The organism is Acidimicrobiales bacterium (genome assembly GCA_034521975.1).
Classification (GTDB): Bacteria; Actinomycetota; Acidimicrobiia; order Acidimicrobiales; family SKKL01; genus SKKL01.
This window is the reverse complement of sequence record JAXHLR010000005.1, coordinates 1-15,940: the sequence shown is the minus strand read 5'-3', so window position 1 is coordinate 15,940 and position 15,940 is coordinate 1. Positions and strand designations below refer to the sequence as shown.

Sequence of the window (15,940 nt, the reverse complement as noted above, 5' to 3'; positions counted from 1 at the left end):
AATTCTTCTTCAGGTGTCAAGGGCGGGGGTCCCCCGGGCACCACCGCGAGGGGTCCGTCAGTCGTCCGGGGTCGGCTCCTCGTCGCGGGCGTCGTGGTCCGTGGTGGCCATCGTGCGGATCACTCGCTCGAGGAACCGATTCCACGCCTCGGCATCGGGGGCGTACTGACCGGCACCCCGCTGGACCATGAGTCCCAGGTTCAGGCTCTCCATGAAATAGACCACCGACGGAAAGTCGGCATCGGCATCGGCGGTGCCGTCGTCGATCGCCCGTCGGATCATGTCGGCCGCGATGGTCGCTCGCCACTGTTCGCGGGCCTCGGCGATCGCCTCGGCGACCTGGGGCTGGCGCCTGGCGGCGATGAAGGCCTCCAGCTGGGTCGCCTCGGCGTCGCTGAGGGCACCGTGGGCGCGGCCCGAATCGACGAGCACGTCACCGACCGTGCGACCCTCGAACCGGTGACGGACAGCCGTTCGCTCCACCTGGCGGATGACGGCCTCGACCAGCAGCTCGTCCTTCGAGGAGAACCTCCCGTAGAGCGCGCCGCTCGACAGGCCGGATGCCTTCACGATGTCTTTGATCTTGGTGCCGGAGTACCCTTTCTCGGCGAAGACCCTGGCGGCGGCGTCGAGCAGCTGCTCCCGGATGGGATCGCCGGCATCGGTTCGCTCACCCGCTTCGTCGGCCGCGCGCTCCAGCATCGAGTACGAGGGTACTGCAACGCCGGGAGGCCTCGGCCCCGGTTCGCGTCGAGATCCGACCACTAGCCTGCGGCCATGATCCGAAGCTTCGAAGAGCACACGCCCCGGATCGCAGGGACCGCGTGGATCGCGGAGACGGCGTTCGTGATCGGCGACGTCGTGATCGGCGAGGGCTCGAGCGTGTGGCCGTCCGCCGTGGTGCGAGGAGACTTCTCGTCCATACGGATCGGGGCCAACTGCCACATCGAGGACGCCGCGGTCGTCCACTGCGGCGAGCCCCTCGTCGTCGGCGACAACGTGACTGCGGGGCACGGGGTGGTCCTGCACTGCCGGCAGGTCGGCGACAACGTTCTGCTCGGCAACAACGCCACGATCCTCGACGGCGCCGAGATCGGCTCGTTCTGCATCGTGGCAGCGGGCGCGGTCGTACCGCCGCGGATGGTCGTACCGGACCACTCGATGGTACGAGGGGTGCCGGGCACGATCGAACCCTTGGACGATGCCCGCTCCGCCCGCCTCGAGGCCCGAGGCCGCACCGACGTGGGGTACGCCGACATGGTCCGCCGCTACCGTGCCGCCGGTCTCTGACCTCGGAACCGGGTGCTGGTGGCGTGACACCAAGCATCGACGGCACGCTCCCTGGTTCAGGGCGGCTCACCCGCGGTCTCCGGGCCTCGAATGTACTTGCTGATGATGGTCCTCGCCAGGAAGGCCGCCATGCCGACAAGCCAATTCGCCAGCACCCCCGAGAGCACCGCCTGAGCGAAGCCGGCCGCTCCGCCGATGTCTCGGTAGCGCATCTTCACCTCGACGATCTCGCCGAACAGGTAGGGAACAGACAGGCGGCCCGGCGGGTTCCCGTCGCACCCATCCCACCACCAGCGCAGAGGAGCACCGGCATGGTCAGAGCGATCTGGACCGACACCCTCCGGGTCGAGGCCGACGCAGCACGCGAGACCGGCTGACCGGTGGTGGGGCCCCTCTCTCACGGCCCGGTCGGTCGGCAGCGATCGAGGACCACGCCCTGATCTCGAACTGCCAAGGCTCCGCGCTCGTCACCCTCGACGGGACCGTCGACTGGGCTTGCCTTCCCCGGTTCGATTCCCCCGCGAGCTTCGCTTCGATCCTCGGCCCCGACGCCGGCCACTGGTCGCTTGCCCCCTCCGGTGACGGCATGGCATCCCGGCGCTACCTCAGCAAGACCATGGTCGTCTGCACGGAGTGGCGCACCGAGACCGGTCGTGTGGAGGTGTGGGACCTGTGCCCCCTCGGCGAAGACGAGCGCGGCCACCACATCGGCCGGCACGCCCCACCCGGGATCATCCGCGTCGTCACCGGCCTGGAGGGGACGGTGACGATCGCCACCGACCTCGCGCTGAGACCCGAGTACGGGCTGGTGCACCCACACCTTGTCGACCGCCCGGACGGGGTCCTCGCCCGTGGCGGCGCCACCGCCGCGGTCCTCACTGCCCCCAGCGGGTGGGAAATCGACCCGGAGGCGGCAACGATGCACGCCACGGTGGAGATCACCGGCGGGGAGCGCCTCGCGTTCGGCCTCTTCCTGCACGACCCGTGGACCGAGCCACCCAAGTCGCGTTCGCAGGACGACCTGCTGCGACACGCTGACGCCACTCCGGAGCGGTGGTCGCGGCCCCGACGACCTCGCTGCCCGAGGCGCTCGGCGGGACCCGGAACTGGGACTACCGGTATGCCTGGGCGCGCGATGCCAGCCTCACGCTGGAGGCGTTGTGGGTTGCGGCTTGCCCGGACGAGGCGGAGCACTTCTTCGGGTTCTTCGCCACCGCCGCCGGGACCAGGCTGACCAGCGGGGACCCGCTTCGGATCATGTACGGCGTGGGTGGCGAGCAACACCTGCCCGAGACCGAGCTCGACCACCTCGAGGGCTACCACGGGAGCCGGCCGGTGCGGGTCGGGAACGGCGCATGGGACCAGGTGCAGCTCGACGTGTACGGCGAGCTCCTCGGTGCCGCCTGCCAGCTCATCGCCCAGCTCGGCGAGCTCGACGAGAGCACCGCCGGGTTCCTCGGCGATCTCGCCGACGCCGCGGTGAAGCGGTGGAAGGAACCAGACCAGGGGATCTGGGAGATCCGCGGTGAGCCGCGACACTTCACCCACTCCAAGCTCATGTGCTGGGTGGCCGCCGACCGTGCCTGCTCACTCGGGGCGACGATCGGGGCGAGTGATGCCCAGATCGGGCGGTGGGAGAAGGCACGGGAGGAGATCCGCGACGAGATCACCGCGCGGACGTGGAACGACTCCCTCGGCGCCTTCGTGCAGAGCTTCGACAGCGACGAGCTCGACGCATCGGTGCTGATGATGGCGATCGTCGGGTTCCTCCCCGCCGACGATCCCCGCATGCGATCGACCATCGAGACGATCGCCGACCAGCTCAGCGATGAGCATGGCTTCGTCTTCCGCTACCGGGGCGACGACGATCTCGACGGCGACGAGGGGACCTTCGCCATGTGCACCTTCTGGCTCGCCCACTGCTGGGCCCTGCTCGGCGAGACCGAACGGGCCCGCGAGCTCTGCGATCGCATGGTGTCATGCGCCAATGACGTCGGTCTGTTCTCCGAGGAGATCGGCTCGACGACCGGGACGCTGCTCGGCAACTTCCCCCAGGCGTTCACCCACGTCGGCCTCGTCAACGCTGCCTGGGCCATCCAGGTCGCCGAGCGCGCCGGCGCAGCCCACATCGGGTGACGCTGCCGGAATGGTGAGAGCAGGGACCGGGCTGCTCGGCAAGAACTGGGGAGCGATGACCCCGGTCGGGTTCATCATGGGCCACGCCCTCTACGGGCTGGTCCTGGCGCTCGTCTACGACGCCATCACCTGAGCGGTCAAGCGAGCACTGCGACGGCGGTGACGGCGACCACGGCGATCCCGAAGAACATCTGCTGCAGTCCAATGACCTTGGCCGGCCGCGGCGCAGCGCGCACAGCACCGAGGTTGAACACTGCGACGCAAGCGATCGCAAGGGCGGCAGCGAGAGGAACGGCGCCGGCCAGCCACCCGACGGCGGCGACGACGACGGCAAGCGCTTGCGCGAGGTCGCTGTGCCAGAGGTGGTGCGGCCGGTCGTGCCCGCGCAACACCTGTGTCCGCGCGTAGGGGATCGCTGCTGCTGCTCGTGCGGCGACGACGAGCCACAGGGCCAGTGCCACCGCCGTCTCGGCATCATCCAGTAGGGCGATCGCTGCGGCGACCGAGCCGATGCCGACCGTGCCCGCGAGCTCGGGAAGCAGTCGTCGGCCACGGCTGCGCATGTCGAACCACAGCTCGATCGCCACGAGCGGTGCGGCGGCGATCAACGGCAGCCAGAACCACCGTCCGTCGGCGCCGATGGCAGCGACTGCGACGAGGGTGACGAGGGCGAGCAGTTCGACGATTGCAACCCGCGCGGCGACCCTCGTCCGTGCCAACCATCGTCCCCGCCAGCGATCGACGAGGACGAGCTTCAGCGGGGTCCGAGCGAGGAACGCAAGCATCGCCGCGAGACCGAGCGCCAAGCCCGGCCAGGACCACGCCACCAGCAGGCCGAGCAGGACCGGTTCCAGCGTGAGACTCCAACCACCGTGCTCGGTGGGCATCGCCACCGCTCGCAGCGTGAACCGATCGCCGGCGATGGTCGACCCGTCGGGGACAGCAGCGGCGTGGCGGGCGGTCATGGCGAGACCTCGGGATCGATGGATCGGAGATCGTTGGTGCCGATCACCGCACCCACCGGGCGAGGAGGCAGGAGGACGAGGAGTGCCAGGCCGCAGACGACGAGCATGCTCTGATAGCTGCTGTGCAGGCCGACCCCGCCGGCGGCCAAGAGCCCGAGACCGATCGCGAGGGCTCGGTCCCTGCGCACCGCGCTGGTCAGGACCGCTGCCATCAACCCGGCCGCCGCCGCGTAGAACAGAGGCGGGAGGTAGCCGGGGAGTCCGAACGTCCACAGGATGAGGATCTTGGTCGTCGCCGCGCTGGCGGTGAGGGCGCCGAACACGATCAGGCCGATCCCGGCACCCACGAGCCGGTCGCGGCCATCGGTGCGCACGACGAGCGCGAGCGCGACGACGCCCACGAGCAGCAGCAGCTCGGACGCGGCCAACAGCTCCGACGTCGATCTCGGTCGCAGGCTGCCCGCACCCGAGAGGTCCTGGGCGATCGCGTGCGCGACCGCAGCCAGGAAGGCAGCACCGAACAGGCCGACGAAGGCGCGCAGTCGCGGGTCGGCGAGGGCAAGACCGAAGGCAAGCACCGCCACCGCCCCCCCGACGACCACCGCGAGGGCCGTTCCGGTGATGACATCGAACCGGGTGGCAACGGCGGCCAGGACCACAGCGCCGAGGGCGCAGGCCTCGGCGCGCTTGTCGTGCCGGGTGAGCAGCGGCACGAGAAGCGCGAGGGTGACGGCGACCAGCACGGCACCGGCGTAGAACGCGAAGCGACCGACCGACGACACCACCTGGTAGGGGCCGGCAAGTTCCTGGATCCCCGGGATGTGGATCGCTGTGCGCGTCGCCAGCCGGAGCAGCGCGAGCTCGACCAGCGCGGCGATGAGGGCAGGGCCGGCGAGCCACCGTGCGAGCTCGACCTCGCGGAGACCGGCCGACGACCGGCCTGCGGGTGATGCGATGTCGGTCATGATGAGCGCTGCCCGCGCGGCTCGAGCAGGAACGTGAATCCCAACCCGACGGCGACGACGCCGGCAACCGTGGCGCCGATGATCAAGAGCAGCGCGACATCGCTCCGCGGAGCTGCCGGCAGGTCCGCGGCGGAGATCGACAGCCGCAGAAACGCCGAGACCGCCTTCTGGCCGTTGCGGTCGCCCGCTGCGCCGTCCCAGGCCGCCACCGCGACGTCGGTCGTGGACCCCACGTCGAAGGCCGGTCGCTCAGCATCGGCGGAGGAGAGGGGCCTGGTGAACACCACGGCCCACTCGTCGCGGTCCCACCGGCCCGAGCCGGTCACTGTCTGGTCGGTCGCAGGACCGAGGGTCCCGAATCCGACGGCGACGAGATCCTGCACGGGGCCGAGGGTGGTCAACGCATTGGGGTTGCCGGCCGCCCGGGCAGGGAAGTACAGGTCGTCGGTCGATGGGTAGCCGTCGACGTAGCCGTCGACATGGAGGTCCTCGACCGAGCTCGGTAGCCCCCGCTGGCCGTCGGCACGCCAGTGCCAGATGTTGACGCCTTGATCGGCCTGGCCCATGCACAGCGGCGGTGCCGTCGACGCGGCGATTGCGGGGAACTGAACGGCCACCGCGTCGGCGAAGTCCTCGCTCGCCACGGTGCTCTCGTCGGCCGTGGGGTCGGGCCACGCCACGCGGATGAACAGCGCGTCGCCATCGTGCACCGCTTGGACCCGAACCGAGGGCAGTGCGCTCCCACCGAACGGGTAGGTGGTGCTCTGGGCGCTGAGGGCGACCTCCGCCATTGGAGCCCGATCCCAGACCGAACCACCAGGATCGAGATCGGGGACCTGGTCGACCTGCATCGCCTCGACCGCGGTCGACTGCGACACCGCGGGGTTCGCACCGAGGAGCTGCAACGTCGCGGCAACCACGAGGGCCAGGGTCACGGTCACCGACCGGGCCCGAGCGGTGGACGTTCCTGCAATGCGTGTGATCACCGCGATGTCCCCCTTCGGCCGGGCATCGACACCGGGGTGGCCGGCGCCGATGGCATCGGATCGATGTCGCTGCACTCGGCCTCCTCGAACCCACAGGTCCCGTCGTCGGGTGGGATCGGTGGATGGGGTCGGTCGAGGTAGGCCTCGGGTGTTGCCGCGAGCAAGGTGCAGTCCAACTCGATCCACGTCCGGAGCAGTCGCCCGAGCAGGCGGTAGGGTTCGTCGGCTGCGGAGATGGCGAGGCGGTCACCGAAGGCGACGGCCCACCGGCCGAGGTGATCACGCAGAAACGTGGTTTGGGTGCGGTGGCACTCCTCGACCTCATCGGCACCGAGCTCGTCGATGGCACAGACCTGCTTGTGGGCCATGAACGCCATGAACTCGAGCTCGGTGCAGATGTGGTCGTGTCGCTCGGGTTCACCGCCACCCGCACGCAGACCGTGAGCACGGTAGAAGGCCCCGATGTCGGCCATCACGTCGGTCTGCACGAAGATGTCGCTCGACACATAGGCGCTCTCGTAGGGCGGGTGATCGCGGGAGTCGATGGGCGGGAAGGTCAACGTGTGGGCGCGGCGCAGCTGCGCGGCCGGACGATCGAACATCGAGAGCAGGTCACCGACCATGGGCCCGAGCTGCGGGTCGTCGATCACGATCAGCGCGGCCAGCGGGCCGACCGTCTCTCGCAGCTCGGCCAACCGGGCCTCGCTCGGGTGGGCGAGTGCCCGGCTGAGCAAGCCATAGACCACGCTGCGGGCGATCGTTGTGTCCCGATCCTCCTGCTGGCTGTTCGACGTGGTGCTCATGGCACTCCTGTCAGATCGAGTTGTACTTCCCGGGACGCTCATGGATGGGTTCGTCGACGGTGACCCGGACGATCTCCCGCCCCTGGCTGTCGAAGCCGATGACGGTGTCGTCATAGAGCGTGACCGGCTCGCCGTCGACGGTGATCTCGGCGAAGGGCGGTCCTTCCTCGATCTCGTAGCTGAAGACGATCTTCTGGTGGGCCCGGAACAGCTGGAGGACCGCACGAAGCTCCCGCGACGGTTGCGAGTAGCGCTCGATGGCGCGATCGACGCCAGGGCCGAACATCTGGCGCAGGTAGGGGCGTGGCACCCACCGGGGCGGGATGTAGTACACGTTCGGCTGCGTACCGAACTGCGGGTACAACGGCAGTGCCACCTGCTCGGTGTGTACGAGGAAGTACAGGGGGTTCTTCGGGTCGTCGGCCCAGGTGCCGTCGGCCTCGGTGCGGGCGAGGCCCTGCAGCCGGATCTTTCCGACGCAGGCAGCCATGCAGCGGGTCTCGGTCGGGACTCCGTCGGTGAGGGGATCCTGGCCCTCGATGCGCGGGTAGCAGGCGATGCACTTCTCGGTGGTGCGCGTCGTCGGCCGGTACATCGTCTTCTTGTAGGGGCACGCCTCGACACACTTGCGGTAGCCGCGGCAGCGCTCCTGGTCGACCAGCACGATGCCGTCCTCGGGACGCTTGTAGATGGCGTTGCGCGGACAGGCGGCGAGACAGCCCGGGTAGGTGCAGTGGTTGCAGATCCGCTGGAGGTAGAAGAACCAGCCTTCGTGCTCGGGCAACCGGGTGCCACCGGGCTTGTACGCCGTGGCGTGATCCTCGAACGCGTTCGGACCCTTCCACTCCTCCTCGGTCGGCAGGTAGCCCACCACGTTCTGGGTCGTGCCGTCGGCCGCCTCGAAGATGGTCTGGCCCTCGTAGCGCCCGTAGGGAGCACTCACCGGCTGACCGTCAGCGGGATCCCAGGTCGGATCGCCACGGCTGGTGTCGGCGAGGAGCTCGAGGGTCTTCACATCCCAGCCGTCGGGGTAGCCGCCGTAGGGCTTGGTCTCGACGTTGTTCCACCACATGAGCTCCTGGCCCGGCGAGTGGGTCCAGGTCGACTTGCAGGCCATGGTGCAGGTCTGGCACCCGATGCAACGGTTGATGTTGAAGACCGCGGCGAACTGCCGATCGGTCTGGCCGGCGTCGAACCGGTAGTCCATCTCCCGGCCGAGGTGCCAGTTGTAGACGACAGGCATCAGTGCTCCTCCGTGCTCTGCGTGCCGCGGAAGACCTCGCCGAGGATCTGGTCGATGAACGCCGAGCCGCGACGTCGGTAGATGTCGTGGGCGCCGGCGAACTGCGGGGTTTCGAACAGCATCCGCACCTTCGCCTCGCGCCAGCCGAGCAGGGCGTACTCCTCGACGAAGGCGCGACCCAGCTCGTGGTCGGCGTCGACGCCGGGGGCGACGGGGAAGCGCATGCCGACCAACTCGTAGGGGTCGTCGTCCTCGACGGCCTTGGCGGCACCATCGGGCATGGCCCGTTCTGCCGCAGTCAGCAACCGCACCGGTGTGCTGTCCATCAACTAATCCCCCTCACCTCGATGAGCCCACCTGAGAGGTAGCTCTGCATCCTTGCGTTCTCCTCGCCCGGCGCCCGGCCAGTGGTGCCCCGCCACCAGCGACCCTGGCCCCCGACACCGCCCGGAGCCGCCTTGGTCACCCGGACCAGGGTCTCCTTGGGCGTCGTGTTGATGGCGTGGTTGTCGACGTCGAACCCGAACACGAACCCCATGGCGCCGGCACGCTTGTGGAACAGCGTGTCGGTCTGGTGCATGGGGGGTGCCCAACCGCGGGTGATGCTCTGCTGGCTGCCGGATCGGAAGCTCGACTGATATCCGGTGGGCGCCAGCGCCCGGTGGTCGTCGCGCGCCGCCTGGGCCCGGAACGTTCGCGGGGTCGCCATGTAGAAGGCGTGCTTCAGCATGGTCACGCCCCGCGGGTAGGCCGGGTTGAGGGTGAGCCGAACCTGCAGTCGGGCGACCTCGAAGAACGCGTCGTCGTCACCGGTGTCGATGAACGGGCGGTCGGTGGAGCTGGCGTCGATCCACACGTAGTCACCGCCCGCCAGCCCGAGGTCCCGGGCGTCGTCGGGGTTCATGTGGATCTGGGGCTCCCCGACCCCCGGCATCCGGGTGTCGGCGCGGTAGGGGTCACCGAAGTTGGAGGCCCAGAGCCAGTGCCAGTCGGTGACCGCCCACGAGGAGTGCACGCTGTGCCGCGACTTCGGCGTGAGGCAGAGGAAGCGGAACCCCTCTTCGAACAGGGGGTTGGTCGTCGCCTTCGCCTCCTGCCACGACATCTTGATGTTGCGGACCTGACGCATGTCGGCGTCCATCTCGGCCGGGTCGATCCCGTAGTCCTCGGGTCGGAGGAAGCGGCTGGTCGAGACGATGACGTTCGGCAGGTGCCGCGTCGCCTCGACCGCCTCGCGGTGCACGATGAGGTTCTCGCCGTACTCGATGGCCTCGGGGATGTCGACGTAGGCGTTGAGGCGTCCGGTGTCGGTGTAGAAGGGAAGGCTGTCGCGGATCTGCTCGAGGAAGGGGACACGCGGGTAGGTGCGGTACTGGAACAGCGCACCACCCGGTTCGCCGTAGCGGCCGGCGAGGATGTCGGAGGTGGTGTAGCCCTCGGTGGTGAACGAGGCTGCGAGCACCCGGTCGAGATAGACCTCTGGCCGGTCGGAGAACTCGAAGTACTGTCCGAAGCGCTCATCGCCGGTGAGGCGGCTCAGCGCTCGGGCGGCACCAGCGAAGATCTCGATGTCGTCGCGGGTGTCGTGAAGCGGCTCGATGCCACCCTGCCAGACCTGTAGGAACGGGTTGGAGCACGATCCACCCATCTCCAGCGTCCTGGCCTCGAGCCAGCTGTTGGCCGGGACCATGATGTCGGCGAACTCGGCCGATCCGGTCCACTCGATCTGCTGGTCGACGATGAGGTCGACCTTCGGGTTCACGTGCTTGATGATGTGGTACGCCCACTTCGCCTGGTTGATCAGGTTGGCGTTGTTGTACCAGATGACCTTCGTGGGGGTCGGCAGGTGCGTGCGGCCGGTGAAGACCTTGCGTCCGGCGGCGGGGGTGTCGACGATGAGCGGACGATCGCCGTAGCCCCAGTAGCTCGTCTCCTCGCCGTGGACCGTGTGGCGCTGGTTGTCAAAGGTGTACTTCGCATCCGGATCGCGCAGTGGGTGGAAGGGGTCTTCGTTGATGAAGCCGCCCACTCCGGGGCCGTGCCACGGCGCACCGTGGAAGATGCCGCCCTTGTAGTTGCCGGCCCAGGTGGACACACCGCCACCGGGCACCCCGATGCTGCCGATCAGCATCGCCACCAGGTAGCAGGCCCTGTTGTGCAGCGTGGCGTGGAAGTAGTGGTTGATGCCCTCGCCGACGTGGATCGCGGCAGGTCGCAGCGTGGCGAGGTCTTCGATGAGCTGCTCGACCAGATCACGTGGGAGAGCCTGTGATGTCGACCACCGTGTCGAGGTCGTAGTCGGCCAGGTGATCGCGGTACATGGCGAACACCGAGGCCACCTGCACCTCGGTGCCGTCGGCGAGGGCGACCGTGCCCTCGAAGTCGAGCTGGGGGTCGATGCCCTGCGCGGTCAGCCGCGCGCCGACGGCCTCGCGGCTGATGGCGCGGGGACCACCGCTGGCCCGGTCGTACACGACGCGATCGCCGAGTTGCTCGTACTGCTCGGCGGTCAATCCGTGGACCGCGAAGCTCGGCCCCTCCGCGTCGAGCAGCGGCTGATGGTCGCCGAACACCTCGTCGGCACGAAGACGCTGCAGCGTGTCGAGACGCACGAGGAGGGGCATGTCGGTGAACTCGAGCAGGAACCGCTCGTCGTAGGCGTCGCGGTCGATCAGGGCCTTGGCGATGCCCAGCACCAGCGCGGTGTCGGACAGTCCGGCCCGCACCGGGATCCAGTAGTCGGACTTCGTCGACGGCGGCCCGTACTCGGGGACGATCGAGACGATCTTGCCACCGCGCTCCATCACCTCGTGGAACCAGTGGCTGTCGGGCATCTTGTTCTCGACGAGGTTCTTGCCGATCATCACGACCAGGCGGCTCCGGCGCATGTCGTTCATGTCGACCTCGGTCGACTGGAGCCCGTGGACGAACGGGAAGCCCGGTGCCTGGTCGCCACGCCACGTGTACTCCGACCACTCGCGTCCGCCGACCGCTTCGTCCTCGCCCACGCCTCGGACGTCGGCGTCGAGCAGCGACAACATGTTGGCGAACCGGAAGAGGCTGAACTTGCCGGCGACCCCGTGCACCGGGAGCGAGGAACCGAACTTCATGGTCCGCACGCCCGACTCCTCCCAGAACTCGAGCATCTCTGGCTCGTATCCGTCCTGCTCGATCAGTCGCCGCTCCCCCTCGTCGCCGCTGTAGGTCTCGGCGATGGCCTGGAGGCCCCGGGCGAGGTACTCGTCGACCTCGTCCCAGCTCAGCCGCTCGAAGTCATCGTCGCCACGAGCGTCGAAGCGGTAGCGCGTCCGCAGCGACGGGTCGTCGGACAGCGATGGGAACCCGTCGTCGGCCCACTCCTTCCACCCGGCGCGGACCATCGGGTACTTGGCTCGGTACGGCCCGTAGACCCGACGGTGCAGGGTGAAGCCCTTCGGGCAGCCGCGTGGGTTCCAGGCCACCGTCGAGGTGTTGCCTTGCGGGTCGCCGTAGGAGGCCCCGTCGTAGTTCTGCTCGATCCGGGTCACGACACCGTTGCGGACGAAGGCGCGCAACCGGCACATGTGGGTGTCGTTCGGCGCGCAGACGAAGGTGAAGCTGTCGTCGTACGCGTACTGGTCGCGATAGAGACGCTCCCAGTCGCGGTTCGGGTAGGCGAGCAGTGGGTTGTCGATGCCCTCCTGTGCGCTCAGAAAGTGCATCCCGAGCCGCAGGTAGGCGGCGCTGGCAGCCACAGCACCACCGGAGATCTGCAGGAACGCCCGCCGCGACATCCCTCCGCCGGTCGGCACGTTCTGTGGTGCTTCGACTTCTCCCCCAAGTCCCACACTGCCAATCGACCGCGGTCTGCCGCTATCGCGAAAGGGTCTTTGGTCCCAAGAATCATGCCGGTTGGCCCATTCTCGGGCGGCCGAAGGTCACGCGGCGGAACAGCGGCGGTGGCTCAGACCGCGACCGCGACCTCGGGGAGCGAGCGTCGGCGCACGTCGCGCACCCCCTCGGCGCCCAGGCAGTCGACGACGGTCTCATCGAGCCGCACGATGTCGCTCACCCCCGAAGGCGGATGCGCGTGGTTGGGGGCGACGGCCGCGAGGTGTCGGTACAGGTCGGGCTCGGTGCCGACCCCGACGCGGGTGCCGACGGTGAATCCAGTGTCGCTGTCGAGCCCGGCCTGAGAGTGCAGCAGGGCGTGGCTTCTGTCATCGAGATCAGCGGTGGGGATGGTGTAGAAGGCGAGGGACGCTGACGGCCCGCTCCTCCAGCAGCGCAGCTGGCCATGCACTACGGGGTCGGCGGCTGCACTTGGCGATCAGCCCTTGTGGGGACCTCGCGGCAACAGGTCACCAAGTGACGCGCGCTCACTGGTGCCGTCGGGCGCGACGGCACTGACCACGAGCTCGCGACCACCAAGCTCGAGCCCCACCTGAAGGCACGCTCCACAGGGGAAGGTGAGCGACCCGCTCGTGCGAGGTGAGGCCACCACCAGGGCCGTCGGTCGCTCGCCCGAGGCAGCTGTGGAGAAGAGCGCCACTCGCTCGGCGCACATCGCAAGGCCGAGCGACACGTTCTCGACGAGCGCGCCAGTAATGATCGTGCCGCCATCGGTCAGCACCGCCGCGCCCATACGGAACCCGGAGTAGGGCGCATAGGCCCGTCCACGCGCCTCCAGGGCAGCCTTGGTCACCTCTCCGAGATCCATGTCGCCTCCGGAAGGTTCGATACGGCGATGAGACCGTTGACAACGACGGCCTGCCGGTAGTGTGCGGCCGCGATCGGAGCCATCCCGGAGGGTATCAGTGGCGCCCGCGCCTGATCAGAACGCACCCCACAACGAGAATGGCGATGAGCAGACCTCGGCGAAGACGTATCCGGTGCAAGGTGCCTCGGTCCTGGTGGCCGGCGCAACCGGTGGCATCGGTAGCGCGCTGGCTGACGAGCTGCACCGTCGTGGCGCCGAGCTCACCCTCGTGGCCCGCAGCAGCGACCGGTTGAACCAGATGGCCGTGCCGGGACGTCGTATCGCCCTCGATCTGCGGACGCCTGACGCCTGCGCCCGTGCAGTCGATGCCGCGATCGCGCACGCCAGCAAACTCGACGTGGTCATCAACGCGGTCGGGGTGGTGGCGTTCGGTCCGGTGGGCGACCTGACCGTCGATGCGATGGAAGAGGTGTTCCTGACCAACACGTTCTTGCCGATCATGCTGGCCAAGGCCGCCCTTCCCCAGCTGGCGCCCGGGGGCGCCGTCGTGAACGTCTCGGGCACGGCGTGAAACAGCTCTATGGGTCCCGGTGGTGTTGTGGTCACCCGGGGCAGAGGCCCTCACTGGCGGACCCCGCCGGCTCCATCGGTGAGCCGCCTGAGTCGGCGCAGCGCGATCCGGCACACAGCCAGGTAGGGGGCAAGAGGCCAGCCGACCCCGAAGTCCACGCGGCATCTGTCAGGTCCCAGAGGCTCGACACGGTGGTCGGTGGCGTTGATGCCGCCGACCTTCCACGCCCAACCGGCGCCGGGTGAGAACGTGGTGACCTCGAAGGCGAGCGAGATGCCCAGCGCCGTCTGCACCTTCCCGTGGGCGCCGGCCGCCAAGGCACCACCTTCGATCGACGCACGGCGAACCGACGGGCCCCACCTCGGCCATGCGTCGAGGTCGACGAGCAGCCCCCAGACGGCGGCTGCGGGCGCATCGATCTCTGTGGAGACCCAGAGTTGCCTCATCGGTCGTCCATCCGAGCCTCGGTCGAGCCGCCCGAATCGGCGGTCCCGAGCAGGGATGCAAGCGCCTCTGACGCCGCAGTTCCCGACAGCGCGGCACCCTCGACCTTCGCTCCGCCGAAAGCGTCGCCAGCGAACACCAGCGGGGGGACACCTTCGGCAACCAAGAATCTTTCGGGGTGAATCGTTGTCGGGCGGGCGAACTTCCAGCGCTGAACGTGAACCTGGTCGGCGAGAGGACGGGCGCTCAGCCCCGCTGACCGCAACAGCTCAGCGATCACGATCTCGTCCCCGTCATCCCAGTGGGATCGACTGAAGTCGGCGGTGGCGTGAAGCGTCACCGCCGGAATCGCGGACACACCCTTGAGGTGGTTGTCTGCCATCCAGCTGATCGGGCCGGCGGACGGGAGGACCGCTCCGGGATCACCGAGCCCAGACGCGCCGTCGAGTGTGGCCAGAATCGCCAAGCAGGGTTCGTAGCGGATGGCCTGCAGCGCTTGGACATCCGCCGCTGACATCCGGACGGAACCGGCAGCGAGAAGTGCGAGGGATTGGGGCACCGGTGCGGTGAGGACGACAGCGTCGGCCACGAGTTGGGTCTCGTCCTCGAGTCGGATCCGCCAGCCGGCATCGGATGGCTCCACGGCAACCACCTGGGTTGAAACGCGCACGTCGAGTCCCTCGGCCAGGTGTTCGGCGATGGCCCTCATCGTGGCGACGCCACGGAACCTGATGTGACCATCGGCGTCGATGACCCCGTCGGGGCCGGTCCGACCCTCGAACCACTGCCGGGCCACCCCGGCTCGTTCCCACCCGGCCACCAGCTGAGCGAACTCGGGGGTATGGGTGGTGATGAACTGCGCGCCGTGATCGAACGTAGCGCCACCGATCCGGCGGGTGGCGAGACGACCGCCCACCTTTCGGCCCTTGTCCACGACCATCACATCGAACGACTGAGACAGGTACCTGGCGGCGGTGAGACCTGCGACCCCGGCACCCACCACCACGACGCGCCGGCGGGGCGTCACCGAGCGCCTCCCTCTCTGTCAGACACCGGACTTCGAGTCCAAGGTTGATGAAGGGATGCCCCTGCCCCTGCAGTCAGGGCGATGGCTAAGACTCCGGCGCCGGCGGAACTGCACCGGGGCCGGCTTCCGCTTGATCGTCCTCTGGTGGCAGGCACCTAAGCACGGGCCGTCAACGTCTCAAGCCTCGTCGCCAATCAACATCTCGGCCTTGTTGCCGTACTTCTGGGTCAGACCCATGGCGTGCTTGCTCGCCTCCATGATGCTGGGGTCGCCCATCGCCGCCTGCATGTCCTCCTGTGAGTCCCACGTGGCAACGAACATCACGTAGTACGGAGGCTCGGTGCCGCGGGGCGTGCCAGTGAACACCGTGGTGGTGTGCGAGGTCATCTTGGGGAACTTCGCGGCGATCGGCAGATGGTCCGACTTGTACTCCGCGAGGAAAGCCTCGGCATCGGATTCGGGCTTGGTGTACAGAACGGTGAGGTTTGCCATGTCTCCTCTCTATCGTGCAGACACGGCGTTCACGCGGTCCGCTGGTCACCAGCCATCTCGGTGGCCCCGGCTGTTGAGCAACGGCCGCAGCGCCTCCGATCACGCCAGGAGCGTCAGCCGACCTCCCGATCTCGCTCGCGGCGACTCTCGTGTCGATCCGATCAGGACGCGGGTCGACGCCGGTCGGTCCCCCGAGTGCCTGCAACCTGGGCAGCTCGCTTGCCCTCGTACATGCTGCGATCGGCCCGGCCGAGCAGACTGGAGCGGTCGTCACCCGGGACCGAGTGGGCGACACCCACGCTGGCGCCGACCCGACGGA

19 protein-coding genes are annotated in these 15,940 nt (G+C 68.6%); 4 read left to right on the top strand and 15 right to left on the bottom strand.

The genetic code is table 11. The features are described 5' to 3' along the window. Window positions 1-57 precede the first annotated feature (57 nt). A complete protein-coding gene (locus tag U5K29_06855) occupies window positions 58-702 on the bottom strand; it encodes a helix-turn-helix domain-containing protein (GenBank protein MDZ7678253.1) in 645 nt (214 codons plus the stop codon). A 75-nt stretch (window positions 703-777) separates the two neighbouring features. Here U5K29_06855 and U5K29_06850 point away from each other — a divergent pair, with 75 nt between their 5' ends. After that, window positions 778-1,290: a gamma carbonic anhydrase family protein gene (locus tag U5K29_06850; protein ID MDZ7678252.1), complete on the top strand. Its 513-nt coding sequence runs from the start codon at window positions 778-780 to the stop codon at window positions 1,288-1,290. A gap of 56 nt (window positions 1,291-1,346) precedes the next feature. Here U5K29_06850 and U5K29_06845 read toward each other — a convergent pair whose 3' ends face one another. Beyond that, complete coding sequence (locus tag U5K29_06845; GenBank protein ID MDZ7678251.1) at window positions 1,347-1,508, bottom strand: hypothetical protein; 162 nt, start codon at window positions 1,506-1,508, stop codon at window positions 1,347-1,349. 835 nt (window positions 1,509-2,343) lie between these two features. Here U5K29_06845 and U5K29_06840 point away from each other — a divergent pair. After that, entirely contained in the window at window positions 2,344-3,426 is a 1,083-nt protein-coding gene (locus U5K29_06840) for a glycoside hydrolase family 15 protein (GenBank protein MDZ7678250.1), read from the top strand. A gap of 10 nt (window positions 3,427-3,436) precedes the next feature. Next, window positions 3,437-3,559, top strand: a complete 123-nt coding sequence (locus U5K29_06835; GenBank protein MDZ7678249.1) for a hypothetical protein — start codon at window positions 3,437-3,439, stop codon at window positions 3,557-3,559. A 4-nt stretch (window positions 3,560-3,563) separates the two neighbouring features. Here the strand turns inward: U5K29_06835 and U5K29_06830 are convergent, their stop codons facing one another. The 10 genes from U5K29_06830 to U5K29_06785 all read right to left on the bottom strand — a co-directional run bounded on the left by U5K29_06830 (window position 3,564) and on the right by U5K29_06785 (window position 13,087). Further along, window positions 3,564-4,391 carry a YwiC-like family protein gene (locus U5K29_06830; protein ID MDZ7678248.1) on the bottom strand — a complete coding sequence of 276 codons (828 nt, stop codon included), beginning with the start codon at window positions 4,389-4,391 and terminating at the stop codon, window positions 3,564-3,566. After that, entirely contained in the window at window positions 4,388-5,356 is a 969-nt protein-coding gene (locus U5K29_06825; protein ID MDZ7678247.1) for a hypothetical protein, read from the bottom strand. Before U5K29_06825 ends, U5K29_06830 begins: the two co-directional genes overlap by 4 nt. Further along, window positions 5,353-6,342: an ethylbenzene dehydrogenase-related protein gene (locus tag U5K29_06820; protein MDZ7678246.1), complete on the bottom strand. Its 990-nt coding sequence runs from the start codon at window positions 6,340-6,342 to the stop codon at window positions 5,353-5,355. Before U5K29_06820 ends, U5K29_06825 begins: the two co-directional genes overlap by 4 nt. Then, the gene (locus tag U5K29_06815) at window positions 6,339-7,145 is read right to left on the bottom strand and encodes a molecular chaperone TorD family protein (protein ID MDZ7678245.1); all 807 of its coding nucleotides are present in this window, start codon (window positions 7,143-7,145) and stop codon (window positions 6,339-6,341) included. Before U5K29_06815 ends, U5K29_06820 begins: the two co-directional genes overlap by 4 nt. A gap of 10 nt (window positions 7,146-7,155) precedes the next feature. Continuing rightward, a complete protein-coding gene (locus U5K29_06810) occupies window positions 7,156-8,388 on the bottom strand; it encodes a 4Fe-4S dicluster domain-containing protein (GenBank protein MDZ7678244.1) in 1,233 nt (410 codons plus the stop codon). After that, a complete protein-coding gene (locus U5K29_06805; protein ID MDZ7678243.1) occupies window positions 8,388-8,714 on the bottom strand; it encodes a hypothetical protein in 327 nt (108 codons plus the stop codon). Before U5K29_06805 ends, U5K29_06810 begins: the two co-directional genes overlap by 1 nt. Next, on the bottom strand, window positions 8,714-10,606 hold the full coding sequence (locus tag U5K29_06800; GenBank protein ID MDZ7678242.1) for a molybdopterin-dependent oxidoreductase: 1,893 nt from the start codon (window positions 10,604-10,606) through the stop codon (window positions 8,714-8,716). Before U5K29_06800 ends, U5K29_06805 begins: the two co-directional genes overlap by 1 nt. A gap of 34 nt (window positions 10,607-10,640) precedes the next feature. After that, on the bottom strand, window positions 10,641-12,161 hold the full coding sequence (locus U5K29_06795) for a molybdopterin-dependent oxidoreductase (GenBank protein MDZ7678241.1): 1,521 nt from the start codon (window positions 12,159-12,161) through the stop codon (window positions 10,641-10,643). A 170-nt stretch (window positions 12,162-12,331) separates the two neighbouring features. After that, a complete protein-coding gene (locus U5K29_06790) occupies window positions 12,332-12,670 on the bottom strand; it encodes a DUF3029 family protein (protein ID MDZ7678240.1) in 339 nt (112 codons plus the stop codon). Window positions 12,671-12,697: 27 nt separating this feature from the next. After that, window positions 12,698-13,087 (bottom strand): cytidine deaminase, encoded by a 390-nt coding sequence (locus U5K29_06785; protein ID MDZ7678239.1) that lies wholly within the window; start codon window positions 13,085-13,087, stop codon window positions 12,698-12,700. 193 nt (window positions 13,088-13,280) lie between these two features. Between U5K29_06785 and U5K29_06780 the strand changes: the two genes are divergently transcribed. After that, window positions 13,281-13,658 (top strand): SDR family NAD(P)-dependent oxidoreductase, encoded by a 378-nt coding sequence (locus U5K29_06780; protein ID MDZ7678238.1) that lies wholly within the window; start codon window positions 13,281-13,283, stop codon window positions 13,656-13,658. Between the two features lie 50 nt (window positions 13,659-13,708). Here the strand turns inward: U5K29_06780 and U5K29_06775 are convergent, their stop codons facing one another. The 3 genes from U5K29_06775 to U5K29_06765 all read right to left on the bottom strand — a co-directional run bounded on the left by U5K29_06775 (window position 13,709) and on the right by U5K29_06765 (window position 15,621). Beyond that, entirely contained in the window at window positions 13,709-14,104 is a 396-nt protein-coding gene (locus U5K29_06775; protein ID MDZ7678237.1) for an SRPBCC family protein, read from the bottom strand. Then, window positions 14,101-15,129, bottom strand: coding sequence for an FAD-dependent oxidoreductase (locus U5K29_06770; GenBank protein ID MDZ7678236.1), 1,029 nt, complete (start codon window positions 15,127-15,129; stop codon window positions 14,101-14,103). Before U5K29_06770 ends, U5K29_06775 begins: the two co-directional genes overlap by 4 nt. 177 nt (window positions 15,130-15,306) lie before the next feature. Beyond that, window positions 15,307-15,621, bottom strand: coding sequence for an EthD family reductase (locus U5K29_06765; protein ID MDZ7678235.1), 315 nt, complete (start codon window positions 15,619-15,621; stop codon window positions 15,307-15,309). Window positions 15,622-15,940: the final 319 nt, after the last annotated feature.